This window comes from Flavobacterium fontis (assembly GCF_900129405.1).
In the GTDB taxonomy this organism is placed as follows: Bacteria; Bacteroidota; Bacteroidia; order Flavobacteriales; family Flavobacteriaceae; genus Flavobacterium; species Flavobacterium fontis.
In genome coordinates this window covers 135,602-156,585 of the sequence record NZ_FQVQ01000005.1, presented here as the reverse complement: position 1 = coordinate 156,585, position 20,984 = coordinate 135,602, and the positions used below count along the sequence as shown (strand labels likewise).

Sequence of the window (20,984 nt, the reverse complement as noted above, 5' to 3'; positions counted from 1 at the left end):
CCTTACAAAAGTGTATTTTATCGAGTTTTAGACGATAGAAATTAATAATTGTAAGAATAATATTACATAATTAATTTTTCGTTTCATAAATTCGTTTGCATACCCCAAAAAAGGGGTCTACCTTTGTTCTTTATTTTGAAAACGATGTCTTGGCAATCCTACCGTAAAGAATTTACCTATAATATACAATTGGCCTATCCTGTAATTTTGGGAATGGTAGGACATACTTTAATAGGAATCGTTGATAATATTATGGTAGGCCGGTTGGGAAGTACCGAATTGGCTGCGGTTTCGCTAGGGAATAGTCTGATATTTGTGGCGATGTCCTTGGGGATTGGATTTTCAACAGCCTTGACTCCACTAATCGCCCAAGCCGATGCTTCAGGCGATACCCAACAAATTCGTACCTATTTTCAGCACGGGTGGATTTTATGTACTCTTTTGGGTTGGCTACTATTTGGTCTCGTCGTATTGTCAGTTCCTTTACTTACCTTATTGGAACAGCCAGCAGAAGTATTGGTTCTCGCCGAACCTTTTTTAATACAGGTAGCTTTCTCACTGGTCCCTTTAATAATGTATCAGGCTTACAAGCAGTTTGCCGATGGATTATCGCTGACCAAGTATTCAATGTATGCTATTTTATTGGCCAATGTAGTACACATCATCCTTAATTATATCTTTATTTACGGCTGGTGGATTTTTCCAAAAATGGGCATTCAAGGCGCTGCTTTAGGTACGGTTTTGTCCCGTATTGCGATGTTGGTCTTTATGCATGTTTTACTATTTCGCCAACCCCAACTTCGAGCTTATTTTTCAAAATTTCATTTTAAAAATTTACAGTATCGGGTTGCCAAACAAATTGTCGATTTGGGTATCCCTTCGGCTTTGCAAATGTTGTTTGAAGTGGTTCTATTCACCGCAGCCATTTGGCTTTGTGGAACCCTCGGGAAAACAAGTCAAGCGGCCAATCAAATTGCATTAAGTTTGGCGTCGCTCACGTTCATGTTTGCCATGGGACTCAGTGTCGTTTCGATGATTCGTGTGGGCAACTTCAAAGGAATGCAAGATTATCGGGGTTTAGTGCGTGTTGCCCGCTCTGTTTTCTTGCTCGCCGTTTTGGTAGAAATCGTATTTGCGCTGTTTTTCCTGCTCTTTCATACCGATTTGCCACAACTGTTTCTCGATCTTGACAATAGTTCGGAATGGTCCAATACCCTCGAAGTACTAACCATTGCCTCCAATTTATTGATTGTCGCCGCTTTTTTTCAAATTTCCGATGGCATACAAGTAGTAGTTTTGGGTGCGCTACGGGGACTCCAAGATGTGAAAATACCTATGTATATTACCTTTATTGCCTATTGGATTGTTGGATTTCCCTTATCCTTTTACCTCGGAAAGTATACCGCCTTGGGTGCAGTTGGGGTTTGGATAGGATTATTAGCTGGATTGACGTTTGCAGCAATTTTTTTGTATATTCGCTTTCATTATTTAACCAAGAAATTAATCCAAAACACAGTAATGTAAAACACATCGCCACATTGCGCTTCTACTTCAAAGGATAGATTCAGATTTAAACCAGATATAGTCGCAACGAAGCCTTTTGTTTTATCACTTCAATTTACCATTTTCATGAATCTTCCAAAATTTGTACTGGCTGATAATTCTCAGTTTCCCGACGACCTTTTCGTTATTCATTTAGATTATCCTCGATTCATTATTAACTTGACCAATGATGAGGTCGAAATCTTTGATGATGTCGATGATGAAGACCAAGCTGAATTGGAGGCCGAAATGGAAGCTTTAATCCAACAAGCAGGCGAATTCTACGATGCGGAAATGGAAGATTTTGAATAAACCTTTTTTTATCTATAATCCTATCTTATTATGATCAAGAACAATTTGAAAGCCTTGCTATTGCTTTGCTTAGTAAGCACCGTGATGATTTCATGTGGCGGTAACTCCAATGAAGTAGTTTTGAAATATGTAACCGACAAAACGTTGGCCGTTTCAAGAATCAATTTAAACGAACTCGATGGGAAACTTCCCAAAGAAGAAATTGCCAAAGACCCCAAAATGCAAAATATGTCCGACAATGAGAAAGAAGCTTTTCAATTGCTCATGAATGGCGAAAGTGCGGGAATCAATATGGACGAACCCATGTATGTGATGGTGGATAATGTGAATAATGATATGGCCGTTTCGATCCTCATGAGTTTGGATGATGTCAAAATTTTTGAACAAAAATTTTCAAAACTCACCCGTAAAGAAGTTAAAGTAGATGCTGCTAAAAAAACGGTTTATGCCGGGAGTGAGCTGATTGGAACATTGGATGAGGATGTGCTTATTTTATCAAAGTTCACCAACTATAACAACAGCTACGGTCAAAATTACCAAGAGACGGATGAGAAGTATTATGCTGATTTCCGGGCGCGTAAGGCTACCGAAAACGAATCCGTTCAGGAGCAAATCAAAATGGCACTTACCGAAGACACCGATATGAGTCTTTGGGTGAATTTGCATGGGGTGATCAACACGGCTTCCAAAGGATATATTGAGTCGTTGGCAGTGAATAAATTGCTTTTAAATGCCGCCTTAGCCGTGTCAGTTCGTTTTGAAAAAGGGGAGATTGTTATGGCATCACAAACACATTTTAATGACGAAATGCGAAAGGTGGTTGAAAAATATTACCAAGGAAAAGGAGTCAATTATGATATGGTGAAAAACATTGAATTGGACGACACTTCAGGCTATGGAATTGGATTTTTCAGCATGGATTTGGTGCGCTACATGGTCAAAGAAGCCGGTTTGGAGTCGGCAGCCAATAACATGTTGGCCTCTCAAGAGTTAACCCTCGATGATGTGATGAATGCGTTTACAGGGGATTTTGCTTATGCCAACTTTAAGTATTTCCAAAATTACAGCGAAGACAACATGCAATATGGGGTTTATCCCAAACAAAATATGTTACTTGCGTTGGGTATCGATAAAGCAAAAGGGAAAAAGATGATGGACTTTATCAACACGAAGATGATGCCCATGATTCAAAGCCAAGGCACTGTAATGATGACCAATTCTATGATGGTGTTTGCAACAGAACCTGCCAAATTAGAGGGTATTAAAAAGAATAAAATCGCCAACAATACCAAGTTGAACAAGGAGTCAGACTTGAACAGTATCTCGTGGATGGATGGCTCGCAAATTAATGAAGGTTTGCGTTATACCAACATGCGCGCCAATATCAAAGATATTGTTTCTAAAGCCAAAGTAACCGATGGCGCTTTTACCTCGGAAATTAAAATCACTTTAGACAAGAATAAAGAAAACGCGATTCATTACTTCATGGGGTATGAATAAACTTGGATTACATGCGGTTTTCCCCGTTTATTTCTCTCCCAAAGTTGCCGAGTCTTCTCTTTGGAGACAAGAAATTATCTTTGAGAAAGGAAACCACTACTTGATTGTTGCCCCTTCTGGGAGTGGAAAGTCTACCTTAGCCACAGCGCTTTTCGGGAATCATTTCCATTATGATGGAACAATCACTTATGACGGCCAAATCCTTCAAAATTTATCGTTGGAGGAATTGGTGCGTTTTCGTCAAAAAGGAATTCAGTTGCTGTTTCAAGATGTGCGGCTCATTCCTGAGCAAACCATTCGCGAAAATGTACTGATGCGAACGTTTGGTAAAGTGGATGCGGCAACTCAAAACCTGTTGGAAACCTATGCCCAACGTTTGGGTATTGCCAAAGTGCTCGATCAAAAGGCAGCACAATGCTCTTATGGTGAGCGGCAACGGGGTGCCATCTTGCGAAGTTTGATACATCCCGCCGATTTTTTGGTCTACGACGAATGTTTTAGTCATTTGGATGCCGCCAACCGGAAAGCAGCGTATGATTTGATTCTTGAAGTGGCGCTTTCCCACCAAGCTGCAGTCCTTTTCTTTGAATTGAATGCTTTTGCATTCCCACACCAATGTCACGTTTTACAGCTCTAATGAATCAATCTGTTTCCAAATCGGTTTGGGTTATCCCAGGACTTTTACTGGCCTTTTTGCTGGTGTTGGGGTGTGTCCAATTGTATAGCAATGCCAATGCACTTTTTGGCGCCAAAAACGAGTCGTCGAACTATTGGATTACCTTATCCAAAACGATTACCCCCGACAATATCGGACGAAAAGAATTAATCGGTTTCAATGCCAATGATTTGGCTGAATTGCGAAAATGGAGTGAAGTAAAGCAAGTATTTCCAATAATATCCAATGATTTTAAAGTCTCAGCCGATGGCGGTAATTTCATTCCGTTTTACACCGATATGTACCTAGAAGCCGTGGACAATGAGGCAATCGATATTCAAGATTTGTCAGCGTTTAAAGTGGAAAACAATGTAATTCCCATTGTGATCTCAAGGGAATATTTGAATTTGTACAACTACGGATTTGCGCTAAACCAAGGCTTACCTCAGATTACCGAAGATTTTGCCAAAAAAATTGAAGTCAATATCAATTTGACCCTAAAAGATAAAAATGTAACTTACAAAGGCCGGTTGATCGGACTCAGTGATCGCATACACTCGGTTTTAGTCCCCAAAGCCTTTTTGGATTCCCTTAATGCTACCCAATCGTTTGCCCCAAAACATCGCGATATTTACACCCGTGTTTTGGTAAAAGTTAACGACGCAAAAGATGGTGGATTGATTGCCAAAATGGAACAAAAAGGATACGAATCCAATCAAGAATCGCTGCGTTCAGCCAAGATTAAAGGAAAAATCATGTTGGTATTACAAGCCATCGCTTTACTTGGCGTATTTATTCTTTTGTTGAGTGTTGTGTTGGTGATTAACTACATTAAAATGGCCTTTTTAGAACGTCGGGAGGAAGTTTCTATCAAATACGCTTTAGGCTATTCACCCAAAAAAATGGTGCAACAAATTAGTTTTCGATTTAGCCGAATGCTCTTCGTAATTTTGCTAGTAACCCTCGGAATTCTCTCTGTTGCTCAATACTCGCTATCTAAACTGTCATTGAGTCAAGGCATGCTTTCACCGTATCTCGATCCTTGGTTGGGGGTAATGGCACTAGTGATTCCGTTTGTGATGTATGCCGTGGTATTTCGACTTATCTACCGCTGGTTGATTCGGTCTTGGCGTTTGATTACTTAATCGTTGGGCATTTTCGCCAATTCCAATAATGCATGAGCTGCCGCAAAAGGCGACATTTGGTGTTGAGAAACCGCTTCTTTGTAATGGGCAAGCGCGTTCATTACTTTAGGATGCGTAAAAAAGGTTGTTTTCAATTGTTCTTGGATGGTTTCTAGCATCCAATATTCATTTTGAGCACGGCGTTTAGTTTCAAAATAGCCATTTTCTTGCGCCAATGTTTGGTAAGAGGTTATGGTTTCCCAAATAGTATCAATTCCTTTTTTTTCAAAAGCACTACAGGTACTCACAAGGGGTGTCCAACCACTTTTTTTGGCAGGAAAAAGATGCAAGGCCCGTTGAAATTCGGTCTTGGCTAATTTCGCTTTGGCAACGTTATCTCCATCGGCTTTATTGATGACAATTGCATCGGCCATTTCCATGATACCGCGTTTGATGCCTTGAAGTTCATCGCCGGCTCCCGCAATTTTTAAGAGTAAAAAGAAGTCCACCATGCTGTGAACCGCCGTTTCGCTTTGTCCGACACCCACCGTTTCAATGATGATGGTGTCAAATCCAGCTGCTTCACATAAAATAATCGTTTCTCTTGTTTTTCGGGCTACACCTCCCAAACTATCCCCTGCAGCACTGGGACGAATGTACGCATGAGGTTCCTTTACCAACTCTTCCATACGGGTTTTATCGCCCAAAATACTCCCATGCGATACCCTACTGCTTGGATCAACGGCCAAAACGGCCACTTTTTTTCCCAATCCAGTTAAATACATCCCTAACGCTTCAATAAACGTACTTTTTCCAACGCCAGGCACACCCGTGATACCAATGCGCAGCGATTGATTGGCAAAAGGAAGGCAACCGTTGATGACGGCATTTGCTTTTTCGAGGTGTTGGGATTGGGTACTTTCAATTAGTGTAATCGCCCGACTCAAGGCGGTGATGTCACCTTGACGTATACCCTGAATTAAATCGGTCGCGGTGGGTTGAATACGGCGTTTAGATACCACTTGTTGCAACGCTTTCGCATTGACAGTAGGAGGTGAAGGAATTCCTTCTTTTTCATGTAAAGCTGATTTTTTACCCGTTTGTTTTGCCACAACAAAAGTTTTCGTAAAGATATTAATTTCAACATGGGTTACCACATCTCATTAAGGGATTGTGAGGTGTTTTACAAATCTTTAAAAATTTATGTTCCTTTGTCATTCATTATTTTTAAGTGGAACATTTTATACTCATAGGGGTTTGTTTGGGGTTGGGCATGGGACTGCAACGCGTTCCATCATTTCCCAAAAATACGTATCGCTGGCTTAACCACTATGTGATTGCGGTGGCATTGCCGTCGCTCACGCTTTATTCCCTTCCCAAAATGGAATTTTCAAGGGCCTATGCCTATCCTATCTTAATGCCTTGGATAGCGTTTGTGTTGGCGTTTCTTTTTTTTACCAGTTTGGGTCGTTTTTTCGGGTGGTCGCGCGCGACTATTGGTGCGCTCATTCTCACCGCTGAATTAGGCAACACTTCCTTTGTTGGATTCCCTATCGTCAATGCTTTTTGGGGTGAGCCTGGCCTGCGAGTCGCGCTATTGGTCGATCAGCCGGGAACATTTTTAGTACTTTCAACCCTTGGGATATTTACGGCTAGTTTTTTTTCAACTGGAAGCTTCACATGGCAAGTTGTAGCCAAAAAAATACTCTTGTTTCCTCCTTTTCTTGCCTTTTTAGGCGCTCTATTTTTGTGGAAATACAACATCGATGTTCCTTTACCTATGCAACACGTTTTGCGTGCCCTTGGGAGTACGGTTTCAGTAGTAGCCTTGGTGTCGGTGGGACTTCAATTGTCTTTTTCCCAATCCGAAAAAGAGTATGCGCCACTTGTATGGGGCCTAGGATTTAAGTTGCTATTGCTCCCTTTTTTAGTTACATTCGTTATCTCATTTTTTATCCCCGAAAAGGGATTAATCACAGCAGTGACGCTTATCGAGTCAGCAATGCCTCCTATGATTTCGGGTGCTATTGTAGCGGCGAATTACGGATTGAACCCTAGGTTATGCAGCCGCATGATTAGCTTCGGAATTCCTATTTCGCTCCTGTCGATGTATTTGTGGTATAGATTACTGATTTAATAGGTTGAAAGCTTCCTTTTTTGGGAACAAAACTTTATTTTTACGCGAACTATACTGAACATAAAAATGGCTATTTCTCCAGAACTTTTAGCCCGTCTTGAAGCGATTGTCGGGCCTTCTTATATTTCCATCGACCCCGAAGTATTGAAGCACTACGGGCACGATGAAACAGAAGATTTGGTGTTTCCACCCAATGTAGTGGTAAAACCCGGTTCGACTCAAGAGATTGCGGAACTCCTTAAAGTGGCCAACCAGTTCAAAATGCCGGTAACTCCAATAGGAGCTCGTACAGGGTTGAGCGGTGGTGCATTATGCGTTTACGAGGGCATCGGCTTGTCAATGGAACGTCTAAATTCAATTATTGAAATTGACGAACAAAATTTACAAGTTACGGTTGAACCTGCCGTAATCACTCAGGTGTTGCGTGAAGCAGTAGCCGAAAAAGGACTTTTTTATCCCGTGGATCCCAGTAGTATGGGAAGCTGTTTTATTGGCGGAAATGTAGCCGAAAATTCAGGGGGAGCACGTGCTGTCAAATACGGGGTAACCAAAGATTATGTGTTGAATTTAGAAGTGGTATTGCCGAATGGTGAGATCATTTGGACCGGTGCCAATACCTTAAAGAATTCGACGGGTTACAATTTGACACAATTAATGGTGGGAAGCGAGGGTACCTTAGGCGTCATCACAAAAATTGTGTTGAAGTTAATTCCGCTCAACGCGCACAATATCCTTATGTTGGTGCCGTTTTTCAAAGCAGAAGAAGCGTGTGAAGCTGTTTCAGCGCTATTTCGAGCTGGGATTGTACCGAGTGCGTTGGAGTTTATGGAACGCGATGCGATTGATTTTGCATTGCGCTATGTAGAGGGAATTTCCATTGCGGTTCCCGATGCCGTGCAAGCCCATTTGTTGATTGAAGTTGATGGAAATTATCCCGAAGTGTTAATGCAAGAGGCGGAAAAAATCATGCATGTGGTGGAACAGTTTGCCATCGATGAAATATTGTTTGCCGATACCGAAGACCAAAAGAAAGCCCTCTGGAAAATGCGGCGTTCGGTAGCTGAAGCGGTTAAAGCCAATTCGGTTTACAAAGAAGAAGACACGGTGGTGCCCCGCTACATGTTGCCCGAATTGTTGACAGGAGTGAAAAAAATTGGAGACAAATACGGGTTTAAATCCGTGTGCTACGGACATGCAGGCGATGGAAATCTTCATATCAACATCCTTAAAGGCGATTTGACCGATGCCCATTGGACGCATGAAGTGCCCAAAGGAATTCGGGAACTATTTGAGCTTACGGTTCGTTTAAGAGGAACGCTCTCAGGGGAACATGGTATTGGTTTGGTTCAAAAGAATTACATGGATATTGCGTTTTCCAAAGTGCATCTGGAACTCATGGAGCGAATTAAACATGTTTTTGACCCCAATAATATTTTAAATCCAGGAAAAATTTTCCCCGATCATTTATAATTTTTAAGCAAAAAAGGAATGATTTCAGAAGACCAATTTGAATACGAAATACAAACCATTATTGCCAATGCCATTCGTGAAGATGTGGGGGATGGCGACCATAGTTCGCTCGCTTGTATCCCAACAAATGCCCTTGGAAAAGCCAAATTGTTGGTCAAAGATGAAGGCGTAATTGCTGGCGTAGCGTTTGCCCAAAAGGTTTTTCACTATGTCGATCCGGACTTGCAAGTGGCTGTTTTCATCGAAGATGGCGCTCGCGTTAAGTTTGGCGATGTCGTTTTTCATGTTTCGGGTCGTTCGCAATCCATTTTAAAGGCCGAACGGTTGGTGTTGAACGCCATGCAACGTATGAGTGCCATTGCAACCAAGACACGGTATTATGTGGATTTGTTGGAAGGTACAGGAACAAAAATTTTGGACACTCGTAAAACCACTCCAGGATTTCGAGCCTGCGAAAAATGGGCTGTAAAAATAGGAGGGGGGGAGAACCATCGGTTTGCCTTGTATGACATGATTATGTTGAAAGACAACCACAATGACTTTGCTGGCGGAATCACAGCGGCAATTCAAAAAACAAAAGCGTATTTGGCCGAAACAAAACGCGACCTGAAGATTATCGTGGAAGCGCGAAATTTGGCTGAAATTGAAGAAATTCTGCAATCTGAGGGAATCCATCGTATTCTTATCGATAATTTTAATTTTGAAGATACCCGAAAAGCAGTGGAACGCATTGGAAATCGCTGTCAAACGGAATCATCGGGAAATATCAATGAAAAAACGATACGCGAGTATGCGGCATGCGGGGTGAATTATATTTCCTCGGGTGCGCTTACCCATTCGGTATATAATATGGATTTGAGTTTAAAAGCCATCGAATAATGACACATCGTACAGCGGAACTTCTCCAAAAAATTCCAGTGCTTCGGCAGCTGATCCAGTTGTTGGACCGGATTACGTTGCCCTGGCTCTATGGATTGTCTCTTTACGAATTGATTGCTTTTTATATCAGTGGAATTTTTGAAAATGCCGTTTCCAATCGCGCAGCCTCGATTGCGTTTAGTTTTTTTATGGCACTTTTTCCTTTTGCCCTATTCATTTTCAACCTAATTCCGTTTATCCCGATCGATGGTTTTCAAACTGATTTTATGGGATTTGTGCAAGAAAGCGTACCGCCTACAACCTTTGAAGCCATTTCCAAAATTGTTGATGATATCTTGCATCATTCCCATTCCGGCTTGCTCTCCATAGGTTTTTTCATGTCTGTTTTTTTAATGACAAACGGGGTAAACGCGATTCTCACCGGATTTGAATCGTCCTCTCATGTTCGGATAAAGCGAAAATTTGTTCGCCAATATTTGGTTGCCTTAGGGATCTCCATGTTGTTATCGCTTTTATTGTTGATTACGGTGGCAGCTATTGTCGTTTTTGAAGTTTTTATCCAAAAAATAAAAATCCAAGACGTGCTTTCCGACGATATTCCCCTCATTCAAATGGGGCGGTATGCGTTTGTGATTCTAATGATTTTACTCACTACTTCCATTTTGTTTAAATACGGCATCAAACGCGATAAACGACGATCCTTTATTTCCATAGGCTCAGTGTTTACCACTTTATTGATAATCGGCACCTCGTATCTTTTTGGAATTTGGGTGGTCAAGTTTTCCAAATACAATGAGTTATACGGATCGATTGGTACACTTTTAGTCGTGATGTTTTATATTTGGATCAACAGTGCCATTTTGTTGTTGGGATTTGAATTGAATGGAACCATTAATACATTGAAATATAGAGAAGAATTAAAAAAACAAAACGAAGAAACGCTATGAAAAAAAGTCTTATTTTGTTGGGATTGTTCCTTACCACATCCCTCTATTCGCAAACCATTTTAGGAAAATGGAAAACCATTGACGATGCAACAGGTAAAGAGAAAAGTATCGTCGAAATCTATGAACAAAACGGAAAAATTTATGGACGCATCGTTGAAGTGCTTGACCCAGCGGCAAAGAATAAAAAATGCGACCAATGTGAAGGAGCAGACAAAAACAAACCTATTGAAGGATTAATCATTATCAAAGGGTTAACCAAAGACGATGATGAATTTACCGGCGGTACCATTACCGATCCCAAAACAGGGAAAGTGTACAAATGTACCATTTCACTCGACGGAAATGACAAGCTCAAAGTACGCGGTTATGTTGGGTTTTCACTTTTAGGACGTACACAATATTGGATTAAAGTTAAGAAAAGCTAGGTGTATTTTGCCGAAGTCATTTTACCGTTAGCCTTACCTCGAACCTTTACCTATGTGGTAACCGAGGCCGAATACCATTTTTTACAACCCGGTATGCGGGTGGTTGTTCCCTTTGGAAAACGGAAAATGTATACCGCTTTGGTGCATCATGTGCATCAAATTCCACCCCAGTTGTATGAAGCCAAATCGATTGACCATATCTTGGATGAGTCGCCTTTGGTCAATGCAATCCAGTTGAACCATTGGCAGTGGATTGCCTCGTATTATATGTGTACATTGGGCGAGGTATTTCGTGGCGCTTTACCTGCTGCTTTTATTTTGGAGAGTGAAACACAGCTTCATTTTCGGCCTGAGGTACAAGTGGATAATAGCGCCATGACCGACGACGAATACTTGATTTATGAGGCATTGCAACACCAATCTTCTTTGACGATGCAGTTGGCTTCCTCCATTTTGAATCGAAAAAATGTGTATCCTGTCGTGCAGTCGTTGTTGCAAAAAGGCGTACTCGCATTGCATGAGGAAGTACAGCAAACCTACAAACCCAAATGGGTGAAGTATGTACGATTGTCCCCTGCCTATGCCGAAGAATCCCAGTTGGTTGCCTTGTTGGATAGTTTAAAAAGTTCGCGTCAAAAAGAGGCCGTACTTGGGTATTTTCAGTGTCAAGCTGAAAGTCGAAAGCCTATTTCTGTCAAACAATTGAAAGAAAAATCAGGAGTAAGCGATGCGGTTCTAAACGCACTCGTTGCCAAAAGTGTTTTTGAAACCTATTCGTTACAAGAAGATCGGGTGGATTTTACAAATGCTTTTCAACCGTATACCCTAACTTTAAGTATGGCCCAACAAGAGGCGTATGATGCGCTCCAACACGCTTTCAAAACAAAACCTGTCGTATTACTGCATGGGGTTACGGGTTCGGGTAAAACAGAATTGTACATCAAAATGATTGAGGCTACGATTCAAACCGGGAAGCAAGTACTGTATTTGTTACCCGAAATAGCCTTAACCACCCAGTTGGTGCAACGGTTAACGCGTTATTTTGGAAATACAGTCAGTGTGTTTCATTCAAAATACTCCAATAACGAGCGTGTTGAAGTGTGGCACAATGTTTTACAGCAAAATCCAACGGCGCAAATTGTAATTGGAGCGCGCTCGGCGTTGTTTTTGCCCTTTTCCAATTTAGGGTTGGTTTTGGTCGATGAAGAGCATGAGCAAACCTTCAAGCAACAAGATCCTGCGCCTCGCTATCATGCCCGTGATGCAGCCATTGTATTAGCTCAAGCCCATGGTGCCAAAACGCTGTTGGGTTCGGCTACGCCCAGTATTGAAACCTACCACAATGTAAAAATTGGAAAATACGGTTTAGTGAATCTTTTGGAGCGCTATGGAAAGACGCCGCTCCCTGAAGTACAATTGATTGATTTAAAAGAAGCTTATTTCAAAAAGCAAATGAAAGGGCATTTCAGTGTGGCGTTACTTGACGCCATAGCCGAAGCCTTAGCGTTGGGAGAACAAGTGATTTTGTTTCAAAACCGCCGTGGATTTGCACCCGTGATGGAGTGCATGACCTGTGGCCATATTCCGCAATGCACCAATTGCAACGTGAGTTTAACCTATCATAAGTTCAAAAACCAATTGCGCTGTCATTATTGTGGTTATGCGATTGCCAAACCTTCCCATTGTCATGCGTGTTCGAGTACCGATTTGATAACTAAAGGAATTGGAACCGAGCAAATTGAAATGGATTTGGCGCAAATTTTTCCCCAAAGCAACATCAAACGCATGGACCAAGATACGACACGGGGCAAATACAGTTTTGAAAAGTTAATTGACAGCTTCAAGAATCGAGAAATCGATATTTTGGTGGGGACCCAAATGTTGGCAAAAGGCTTGGACTTTGAAAATGTATCGCTTGTGGGCATCATAAACGCCGATAATTTGTTGTACTACCCTGATTTTAGGGCGTTTGAACGCAGTTTTCAGTTGCTCACACAAGTTGCAGGTCGCGCCGGTCGTTCCGAGAAGCAGGGTAAAGTGATGATTCAAACCTACAATCCGTTGCACAATACCATTCAACAAGTGACGCATCATAGTTACACCGAAATGTTCAAAGAGCAATTGTATGACCGTCAGATTTACAAATATCCACCGTATTATCGATTAATTCGCCTAACCCTTAAGCATCGTGATTTTGGAAAATTAAAAGAAGGAAGTTTATGGTTGTACCAAGGGTTAAAGCAACACATTGACAGTCCTGTTTTGGGACCCGAAGAACCGGCAATCAATAAAATCCGAAATGAATATTTGCGAACGATTTTGATCAAAACACCAGCCAATAAGTCGGTAACGGGCATAAAAAAAACTATCCAACGCCTTTTGGATAGTTTTGATACGGTGGCACAATACCGAACGATTAAAGTTACGGTAAATGTGGATTACTATTAAGCAATAGCCAAAGCTTTGATTAAATCATCTTTTTTGTTGCGACTCAACGGTATTTTTGTTACGCCAATTTCGGCATATTTACTGTTGAAGCGCTCTACTTTGTCTATATTAATAATATACGACTTGTGTACGCGAATGAATTTATCTTTAGAAAGATCTTTTTCAAAAGATTTCATGGTCGAAAGTACCAAGTTGGTGTCTTCTTCGGTTACAACTTTTACGTAATCACCATAGGCCTCAATCCACTTGATTTTGTTCGTGTAAACCTTGAGTTTTTTAAGATTACTCTTGATGAAGATGTGTTCTCCTTCTTCTTCATGGTTTTCACGACGCAACATGTGTTGTTCTAAGGCACGTTTTACAGAGGCGTTAAAACGTTCTAAAACGATAGGCTTTTGTAGGTAATCGGTAGCGTCATAATCGAAAGCCTTGAGTGCGTATTCTGCTTTAGAAGTGATGAAAATTACTTGTGGCTTAACTTTTAAACCGTCAATAAAATCAAAACCACTAATGACAGGCATCTCTACATCCAGGAAGATTAAATCCACGGTATGTACGGTCATACAGTTCTTTGCTTCAATTGCGTTAGAAAAATCACCTACTAAATGTAAATTAGGATGATTATTTACTAACTTTGCAATCACCATTCGTTGTAATGAACTGTCGTCAACTACTACACAATTTAACTTCATAATTTAGTGTTATTATAGATTTGGTTCCGCTAAAGTATAAGGTTTAAATCAAAAAACCTAATTTTTATCGGCTTTTTTTGCACTTAAGCGAATATTTTTAACTTTTGCTTGTTCGGTAAAATATTTTTACTAACTTCGCGCCCAATTTGAATTTTTTAATCATTTCTATTATGAAACATTATGAAACTGTTTTCATTTTAAATCCCGTTTTATCTGAAGTTCAGGTAAAGGAAACAGTAAGCAAGTTCGAGGATTTTCTTACTTCCAAGGGTTCTAAAATGGTATCAAAAGAGGATTGGGGCTTAAAAAAATTAGCTTACGAAATCCAACACAAGAAAAGTGGTTTTTACCATTTATTCGAATTCCAAGCTTCTCCAGAAGTGTTAATCCAATTTGAAACAGAATTCCGTCGCGACGAGCGTGTGATGCGTTTCTTGACAGTAGCGTTAGACAAACACGCTATTTCTTGGGCAGAACGAAGAAGAGAAAAATTAAAATCTAAAGCGTAAGGATCATGTCGACAATCGAACAATCAGCAAAAGGAAAAAAAGACGGAGATATCAGATATCTTACGCCTTTGAACATTGAAACCAACAAAACCAAAAAATATTGTCGTTTCAAAAAATCTGGAATCAAGTATGTAGATTATAAAGATCCAGACTTCTTATTAAAGTTTGTAAACGAGCAAGGTAAAATTTTACCCCGTCGTTTAACTGGAACTTCTTTGAAATACCAAAGAAAAGTTTCTGTAGCTATCAAAAGAGCGCGTCACTTGGCTTTAATGCCTTACGTTGCGGATTTATTAAAATAATAAGGAGAAAAGATTATGGAACTCATTTTAAAACAAGACGTTCAGAATTTAGGTTTTAAAGACGATATCGTAAGCGTAAAACCCGGTTACGGTCGCAACTTCCTAATTCCTCAAGGATTGGCTACGTTGGCTACTCCTTCGGCCAAGAAAGTATTGGCTGAAAACCTAAAGCAAAAAGCACACAAAGAAGCTAAAATTGTTGCTGACGCACAAGCTTTGGCTGAGGCTTTGAAAGCATTAGATATTAAAATTACTGCAAAAGCAGGGGGTGATAAATTGTTTGGTTCAGTAACCAACATTGATATCGCTGAAGCATTGGAAAAAGCAGGTCATAGCATTGATCGTAAATTTATCACTAGCGGTACGGTTAAACGTACAGGAAAATATACAGCTAGTGTTCGTTTACACCGTTCAGTGATTGTTGATGTAGCTTACGAAATCGTTGCTGAGCAATAATCAAAATCCCATTACCATACAATCCCGTTCTTATGGACGGGATTTTTTTTGACCTTTTCCTATGAAATACAAACGACTGACCAAAGAGCAATTTGAAGCGTTACATGTTGAGTTCGCCAATTTTTTAGCTTCACAATCCATTGATAAAAAGGAATGGGACGCCTTGAAAGCCCAAAAACCCGAAGTCGCCGAACAAGAACTCGATGTGTTTTCCGATTTAATTTGGGAAGGGGTATTGGACAAGGCTTCCTATTTGGAGCATTTTTCTCCCCAACATATTTTTTTGTTTCACTGCCAAGAGACTTCCATGCATTCCATCATTATCAAAACCAACGTTCCTGGCGTTGATTTTTTACAAAAAGAGGGATTAACCTGGTTGTCACAACACCTTTTTACCCCCGAAGTTGACATTCATACGGGGATGAAAAAGTACGACGGCGAACGCAATCTGGCTTTGTTTGAATTGATTACCCAAGGGGCCATTCTAAGCGAAGGTCAGTTGTATGATCAGTTGTATGAAATCCTAAATCAATCCTAATCTATTTTCCAAAAAATGGCTACATTAGTCCTGAAAAAAAACAGTATTTATGGAGCCAGCGCAACGAATATTTCAGTTACGTGAAACGTTAGACCAACACAATTACAACTACTACGTGTTGGATCAACCCACGATTTCGGATTATGAGTTTGACCAATTATTGAAAGAACTCCAAGCGCTTGAAAATCAATATCCCGAATTTTTTGACTCCAATTCTCCCACCCAACGCGTAGGAGGGATGGTGACCAAAAACTTTGAAACGATTGTCCATGAATCACGGATGTACTCGCTCGATAATTCGTATTCTCGTGAGGATTTGATCGATTGGGAAAATCGCATTCAAAAACTATTGGGTGCTATTCCGGTGCATTATACGTGCGAATTAAAATACGATGGTGCCTCGATTAGTATAACCTATGAAAACGGAACTTTAGTACGCGCTGTTACGCGTGGCGATGGATTCCAAGGCGATGAAGTGACCGCCAACATCAAGACAATCAAATCGGTTCCCTTAAAACTCAAAGGAAATTTTCCACCTAAGTTTGATATTCGTGGCGAAATTATTCTGCCGCTGGATGGTTTTGAAAAAATGAACCAAGAATTACTTGAAAAAGGCGAAACCCCTTATTCCAATCCCAGAAATACGGCCTCAGGCAGTTTAAAATTACAAGATAGTAGCGAAGTCGCACGGCGTCCTCTTGATTGTTTACTGTACAATATCGTGGGGAATAATCTTCCTTTTCAAACCCAATTTGACGGACTTCAAGCGGCAAGACAATGGGGATTTAAAGTCCCCAATCAATCCAAATTAGCCCAAAATTTACAAGAAGTTTTTGAATTTATCGATTATTGGGATGTGCACCGTCATGAGTTGCCCTATGAAACCGATGGTGTGGTGATTAAAGTAAACGATTTGCACCAGCAAGAAGAATTGGGATTTACGGCCAAAGCCCCTCGTTGGGCTATCGCCTATAAATTCAAAGCCGAGCAAGTAACGACCACTTTAAATTCAATTACGTATCAGGTAGGGCGAACCGGCGCGATAACTCCGGTGGCGAATCTCGAACCCGTTCAGTTGGCAGGAACGATTGTCAAACGAGCCTCTTTGCACAATGCCGATCAAATTGAGAAGCTGGATGTGCGTTTAGGCGATCATGTTTTTGTGGAAAAAGGAGGTGAAATCATACCGAAAATCATTGGCGTAGCCCAACGAGGCCCGGCCCTGCATCCTGTAGCCTACATAACCCATTGCCCTGAGTGCCAAACCGAATTGATTCGAAAAGAAGGCGAAGCCCAGCATTACTGTCCCAATTATTATGGATGTCCGCCTCAAATTATCGGCCGTATCGAACATTATATTTCGCGAAAAGCCATGGACATTGAAGGGTTGGGCGGTGAAACGGTAGCCTTGTTGTATACCCATGGTTTGGTTCAAGATTATGCCGATTTGTATGAATTGACCGTGGATCAAGTAATTCAATTGGATCGCATGGCTCAGAAAAGTTCGGAGAATCTGGTAAACGGTATTGAAAAATCCAAAGAAATTCCTTTCGAGCGCGTACTTTTCGCCTTAGGCATTCGCTATGTCGGGGAGACGGTCGCCAAAAAGTTAGCCCGACATTACAAATCAATTGAAGCGCTGCAAAATGCGTCGGTACTCGATTTAATGTTGGTCGATGAAATAGGGGAACGAATTGCCCATAGCGTCATCGAATTTTTTGACAATGCCAACAACCAACGCATCCTTCAACGGTTGAAGGAATATGGGGTTCAGTTTGAAGTTGTTGAGCAATTCAATCCCAATGCGACGCAGAAGTTAGTTGGCAAGACCTTTGTCGTTTCGGGTGTTTTTGAAAAATTTAACCGTGATGAATTGAAGCAGTCCATCGAGGATAATGGAGGTAAAGTTGGAAGTTCGATATCGGCCAAAACCGATTTTGTCATCGCCGGTGCTAATATGGGGCCCGCAAAATTGGAGAAAGCCAAACAATTGGGAGTTCCTATAATTTCTGAAGATGAATATTTAACCTTGTTGCATGAAAATTGATAAAATAGCTTTAGCTTTTTTTGTTGTTTTTTCAATCATGACTTCCCTTTCCAGCGCTATGGATTGGAACGGCATTTTATTATTTTGTAAACCATTAATCATTCCTGCACTGGCGTTTTATTATTTAGGCAATACCCAAAAAGTTTCTCGAAGTGTTGCCCTTTTCCTAATTGTCTGTTTTGTGGGTGATGCGATTGCCTTATTTAATTTTGAACAGGAGATACTTTACTTATTAGCTCCCTTTTTTATAGGAAACCTGATTATTGTTCGTTTGGCATTACGCGAAAGTAAACGCTTTTATTGGGATACAATTAATGCGATTTCACTAGCATTAGTGCTTTTATTCTTGGGTTATTTATGGATTACCGTTGTGAGCTTTTTCTGGGAGGAAAAGGGATTACTTCCGTATGCCATTGCCATTTTCGGACTAACGTTGGTAGCGATGAATGGACTAACAGCCTACAACGGACTGTACACAATGCAGTTGTCAAATTTGTTTTTGTTGATTACTTCCGTTTCCATTTTGGTTTCACAAGTGTTTTATGTGTTATATACCATAAAAATTAATCTTATAGTTTTGGATATATTGCATCATTTGTGTCATTATTTATCCTATATCTCCTTGGTTCTTTTTGTGTTGAATCACCCCAAAAGTAAAGAAATAAAGTAATGGCATTATTGAATTCGGAAGTACGCAATTCCCTTGTGTTTTATCTTTTTTGGTTGGTTTCGGCTGTTGAGATTGGTGCTGAATTTTATCAAAACCAAGCCATTATTTATGCCACCAAACCGTTGCTCCTTCCTTTATTGGCGTGCTTTTATTTTGTTACGACTTCCACAATAAATAAAGGGTATTTGGTTGCTTTGTTATTCAATTGGTTGGCTAATTTGGCTTTTATTTTTCCTTCTTCTACGTTCCTTTTTTGTGCGACACTTTGTTTTATAATACACCGAAGTATTATTGTTTTCGAAATCTGGAAATTTGAGTTTTCTCGTGGGATACGTTTAAAACCAGTGTTGATGGGATCGGCGCCCTTTTTAATTTTATTTTTGAGTGTCATTCATTTGGTTTACACCGATGTATTTGAATACGAATTATACATGTTAATAGCTCAGGCCTTTGTTATGGCATTGTTGGGTGGAATAGCTTTCGGTGCTTATTTTTTAATCCATGATAATGCAAGTAAATTGCTTTTTATGAGTGCTTTATGTTTTGCACTCAATTTATTTGTACTTGGCGTGAAATTATACTACCTAAATATTGATTATTTAAAGCCTATTTCTATGATTTTCTTTCTTTTAGGACATGTTTTTTTATGCAAATACATGGTTTTGATTTCGGATATTTTAGTAAAAAAATCAACAATAAAGGATATTTATTACAAAAAATAAGTTAATTTTATAGAATGAATTCAAAACGCTCACATCAATTAGTAACTGGATTTACAGTGCTCTATTTTATAAACGGGGGCGTTGAATTGGTGGGGGAGTATTTTCGAATTTTACCGGTTATATACGTTTCAAAGCCTTTGATTCCTCTAATTTTGTTGGGGATGTACTTTTGGATTTCAAAGCAAAAAAGCTTTGTTTTTTTGGGAATAATGGTTTTTTCTGCGCTGACCAACCTGCTATTTATTCCCAACACGGTGGAAAGTTTATTTTACGGAATTATTTGTTTTACCATACACCGCTTGTTTTTGTTGTATTTCATTTTGAATCATGTCAAAATTAAATATTGGCTTGCGTTTATGCTGGCAACTTTGCCTTTAGCTTTCATCTTTTTTTATCTATTTGCGGCCAACGATGTACCCGACAATGCTGTTGCTATGGTGTTTTTTCACAACATTATTGCTGCAGTTTTTGGAGGAATAGCTATTTCCGTTTATGTGATGGATGATAATCAAGTGCATTCTCTACTTCTAATTAGTATCTTACTGTTTTTGGGTCTGCAATTGGTAATCTATATCGAAAAGTATTACTTAGCTGAGGTACATTCACAAATCATGCGTCCCTTAGCAATGCTGTTGAATGTATTAGGATTTTATGCTTTTTATCGTTTTGCGTTAGCCGCCGAATCACCCAATTTCAATCGAAGTACCTTTCGCAGCTAATTGGTTGTCATTGGTGAGGTAAAAATCGATACGCCCTAGATTCAAACCGTAGCAACCTACCTGATTAATTAACACTTTTTTCCCCGCACGATTCGACACAACAACGGGTTTGTCCAAAAAAGTATGGGTATGTCCCCCGATAATTAAGTCAATGTTTTCTGTTTTTTGGGCCAAGAGCATATCGCTAATTTTTGAAGCATCATCGGGATAATTAAATCCCAAATGAGAAAGGCAAATGACCAAGTCACATTTTTTTTCTTGACGAAGCAGTCGGGCAGTATCGGTTGCAATTTCCACAGGATCCAAGTACTTCGTTTCTTTACTGTTGCGTACGTCGACAAGTCCTTGCAAGGCAATGCCCAAGCCAAAGATGCCAATCTTTACTCCGTCAACTATTTTCAGGGTATACGGCGAGACAAGTCCATCCAAAACCGTGTTTTTCAGGTCGTAATTGGCAGAAACCATCTCAAAATCTGCCTTTTTTAATTGGGTCATTAAGCCGTCAATGCCGTTGTCAAAATCATGATTCCCAATCGTAGCCACATCATATTCCATCAAGTTCATGAGTTTGAATTCCAATTCACCCCCATAATAGTTAAAATAAGGCGTTCCTTGAAAAATATCACCTGCATCGACCAACAATACATTGGGGTTTTCCTCCCGAATCATTTTGATCACCGCTGCTCGACGGGCCACGCCTCCTTTATTCGGATTTTTTGGGTGATTCTCGGGAAAAGGATCAATATAACTATGCACATCGTTGGTGTGTAAAATAGTAATTTGTTTCGTTTCAGCAGTTGTAAAACTACTTAACCCAAGACTTCCTAGTCCTACATAAGCTCCAGCCGCTCCGGTTGTTTTGATAAATTCTCTGCGTTTCATGCGGTTTT

The 20,984-nt window shown here is 40.2% G+C and carries 22 protein-coding genes; 19 read left to right on the top strand and 3 right to left on the bottom strand.

Translation table 11 applies throughout. The features are described from left to right. Nucleotides 1-144: 144 nt before the first annotated feature. The 5 genes from BUC17_RS06290 to BUC17_RS06270 all read left to right on the top strand — a co-directional run bounded on the left by BUC17_RS06290 (nucleotide 145) and on the right by BUC17_RS06270 (nucleotide 5,154). Nucleotides 145-1,524, top strand: coding sequence for an MATE family efflux transporter (locus tag BUC17_RS06290; protein ID WP_073362665.1), 1,380 nt, complete (start codon nucleotides 145-147; stop codon nucleotides 1,522-1,524). A gap of 105 nt (nucleotides 1,525-1,629) precedes the next feature. Next, nucleotides 1,630-1,854, top strand: coding sequence for a hypothetical protein (locus tag BUC17_RS06285; protein ID WP_073362663.1), 225 nt, complete (start codon nucleotides 1,630-1,632; stop codon nucleotides 1,852-1,854). A 30-nt stretch (nucleotides 1,855-1,884) separates the two neighbouring features. Further along, a complete protein-coding gene (locus tag BUC17_RS06280) occupies nucleotides 1,885-3,354 on the top strand; it encodes a DUF4836 family protein (RefSeq protein WP_073362662.1) in 1,470 nt (489 codons plus the stop codon). After that, on the top strand, nucleotides 3,347-3,991 hold the full coding sequence (locus tag BUC17_RS06275) for an ATP-binding cassette domain-containing protein (RefSeq protein WP_073362660.1): 645 nt from the start codon (nucleotides 3,347-3,349) through the stop codon (nucleotides 3,989-3,991). The genes BUC17_RS06280 and BUC17_RS06275 overlap by 8 nt, the downstream gene beginning before the upstream one ends. Further along, a complete protein-coding gene (locus BUC17_RS06270) occupies nucleotides 3,991-5,154 on the top strand; it encodes an FtsX-like permease family protein (protein WP_073362659.1) in 1,164 nt (387 codons plus the stop codon). The genes BUC17_RS06275 and BUC17_RS06270 overlap by 1 nt, the downstream gene beginning before the upstream one ends. On the opposite strand, the gene meaB is transcribed toward BUC17_RS06270, so the two are convergent. Further along, nucleotides 5,151-6,245: a methylmalonyl Co-A mutase-associated GTPase MeaB gene (gene meaB, locus BUC17_RS06265; protein ID WP_073362718.1), complete on the bottom strand. Its 1,095-nt coding sequence runs from the start codon at nucleotides 6,243-6,245 to the stop codon at nucleotides 5,151-5,153. The two genes, BUC17_RS06270 and meaB, sit on opposite strands and share 4 nt — an antisense overlap. A gap of 119 nt (nucleotides 6,246-6,364) precedes the next feature. Between meaB and BUC17_RS06260 the strand changes: the two genes are divergently transcribed. The 6 genes from BUC17_RS06260 to priA all read left to right on the top strand — a co-directional run bounded on the left by BUC17_RS06260 (nucleotide 6,365) and on the right by priA (nucleotide 13,439). Beyond that, a complete protein-coding gene (locus BUC17_RS06260) occupies nucleotides 6,365-7,270 on the top strand; it encodes an AEC family transporter (RefSeq protein WP_073362657.1) in 906 nt (301 codons plus the stop codon). Nucleotides 7,271-7,336: 66 nt separating this feature from the next. Beyond that, nucleotides 7,337-8,740 (top strand): FAD-binding oxidoreductase, encoded by a 1,404-nt coding sequence (locus tag BUC17_RS06255; protein WP_073362656.1) that lies wholly within the window; start codon nucleotides 7,337-7,339, stop codon nucleotides 8,738-8,740. An 18-nt stretch (nucleotides 8,741-8,758) separates the two neighbouring features. After that, entirely contained in the window at nucleotides 8,759-9,619 is an 861-nt protein-coding gene (nadC, locus tag BUC17_RS06250; protein ID WP_073362654.1) for a carboxylating nicotinate-nucleotide diphosphorylase, read from the top strand. Next, nucleotides 9,619-10,566, top strand: coding sequence for a YihY/virulence factor BrkB family protein (locus BUC17_RS06245; protein ID WP_073362652.1), 948 nt, complete (start codon nucleotides 9,619-9,621; stop codon nucleotides 10,564-10,566). Before nadC ends, BUC17_RS06245 begins: the two co-directional genes overlap by 1 nt. Next, nucleotides 10,563-10,991 (top strand): DUF2147 domain-containing protein, encoded by a 429-nt coding sequence (locus BUC17_RS06240; RefSeq protein WP_073362651.1) that lies wholly within the window; start codon nucleotides 10,563-10,565, stop codon nucleotides 10,989-10,991. The genes BUC17_RS06245 and BUC17_RS06240 overlap by 4 nt, the downstream gene beginning before the upstream one ends. Continuing rightward, nucleotides 10,992-13,439, top strand: a complete 2,448-nt coding sequence (gene priA, locus BUC17_RS06235) for a replication restart helicase PriA (RefSeq protein WP_073362649.1) — start codon at nucleotides 10,992-10,994, stop codon at nucleotides 13,437-13,439. Here the strand turns inward: priA and BUC17_RS06230 are convergent. Further along, nucleotides 13,436-14,131, bottom strand: coding sequence for a LytR/AlgR family response regulator transcription factor (locus tag BUC17_RS06230; RefSeq protein ID WP_073362647.1), 696 nt, complete (start codon nucleotides 14,129-14,131; stop codon nucleotides 13,436-13,438). The genes priA and BUC17_RS06230 overlap by 4 nt on opposite strands. Nucleotides 14,132-14,301: 170 nt before the next feature. Between BUC17_RS06230 and rpsF the strand changes: the two genes are divergently transcribed. The 8 genes from rpsF to BUC17_RS06190 all read left to right on the top strand — a co-directional run bounded on the left by rpsF (nucleotide 14,302) and on the right by BUC17_RS06190 (nucleotide 20,094). Continuing rightward, nucleotides 14,302-14,640 carry a 30S ribosomal protein S6 gene (gene rpsF, locus BUC17_RS06225; protein ID WP_073362646.1) on the top strand — a complete coding sequence of 113 codons (339 nt, stop codon included), beginning with the start codon at nucleotides 14,302-14,304 and terminating at the stop codon, nucleotides 14,638-14,640. A gap of 5 nt (nucleotides 14,641-14,645) precedes the next feature. Beyond that, a complete protein-coding gene (rpsR, locus tag BUC17_RS06220; protein WP_073362644.1) occupies nucleotides 14,646-14,942 on the top strand; it encodes a 30S ribosomal protein S18 in 297 nt (98 codons plus the stop codon). 15 nt (nucleotides 14,943-14,957) lie between these two features. After that, entirely contained in the window at nucleotides 14,958-15,398 is a 441-nt protein-coding gene (rplI, locus tag BUC17_RS06215) for a 50S ribosomal protein L9 (RefSeq protein ID WP_073362642.1), read from the top strand. A 61-nt stretch (nucleotides 15,399-15,459) separates the two neighbouring features. Beyond that, entirely contained in the window at nucleotides 15,460-15,936 is a 477-nt protein-coding gene (locus BUC17_RS06210) for a DUF6495 family protein (RefSeq protein WP_073362641.1), read from the top strand. A 49-nt stretch (nucleotides 15,937-15,985) separates the two neighbouring features. Continuing rightward, nucleotides 15,986-17,983: an NAD-dependent DNA ligase LigA gene (gene ligA / locus BUC17_RS06205; protein WP_073362639.1), complete on the top strand. Its 1,998-nt coding sequence runs from the start codon at nucleotides 15,986-15,988 to the stop codon at nucleotides 17,981-17,983. Then, the gene (locus BUC17_RS06200; protein WP_073362638.1) at nucleotides 17,973-18,653 is read left to right on the top strand and encodes a hypothetical protein; all 681 of its coding nucleotides are present in this window, start codon (nucleotides 17,973-17,975) and stop codon (nucleotides 18,651-18,653) included. Before ligA ends, BUC17_RS06200 begins: the two co-directional genes overlap by 11 nt. Further along, entirely contained in the window at nucleotides 18,653-19,375 is a 723-nt protein-coding gene (locus BUC17_RS06195) for a hypothetical protein (protein ID WP_073362636.1), read from the top strand. Before BUC17_RS06200 ends, BUC17_RS06195 begins: the two co-directional genes overlap by 1 nt. 14 nt (nucleotides 19,376-19,389) lie before the next feature. Then, nucleotides 19,390-20,094 carry a hypothetical protein gene (locus BUC17_RS06190; protein ID WP_073362635.1) on the top strand — a complete coding sequence of 235 codons (705 nt, stop codon included), beginning with the start codon at nucleotides 19,390-19,392 and terminating at the stop codon, nucleotides 20,092-20,094. On the opposite strand, the gene BUC17_RS06185 is transcribed toward BUC17_RS06190, so the two are convergent. Beyond that, nucleotides 20,059-20,976, bottom strand: coding sequence for a metallophosphoesterase (locus BUC17_RS06185; protein WP_073362633.1), 918 nt, complete (start codon nucleotides 20,974-20,976; stop codon nucleotides 20,059-20,061). The genes BUC17_RS06190 and BUC17_RS06185 overlap by 36 nt on opposite strands. Nucleotides 20,977-20,984: the final 8 nt, after the last annotated feature.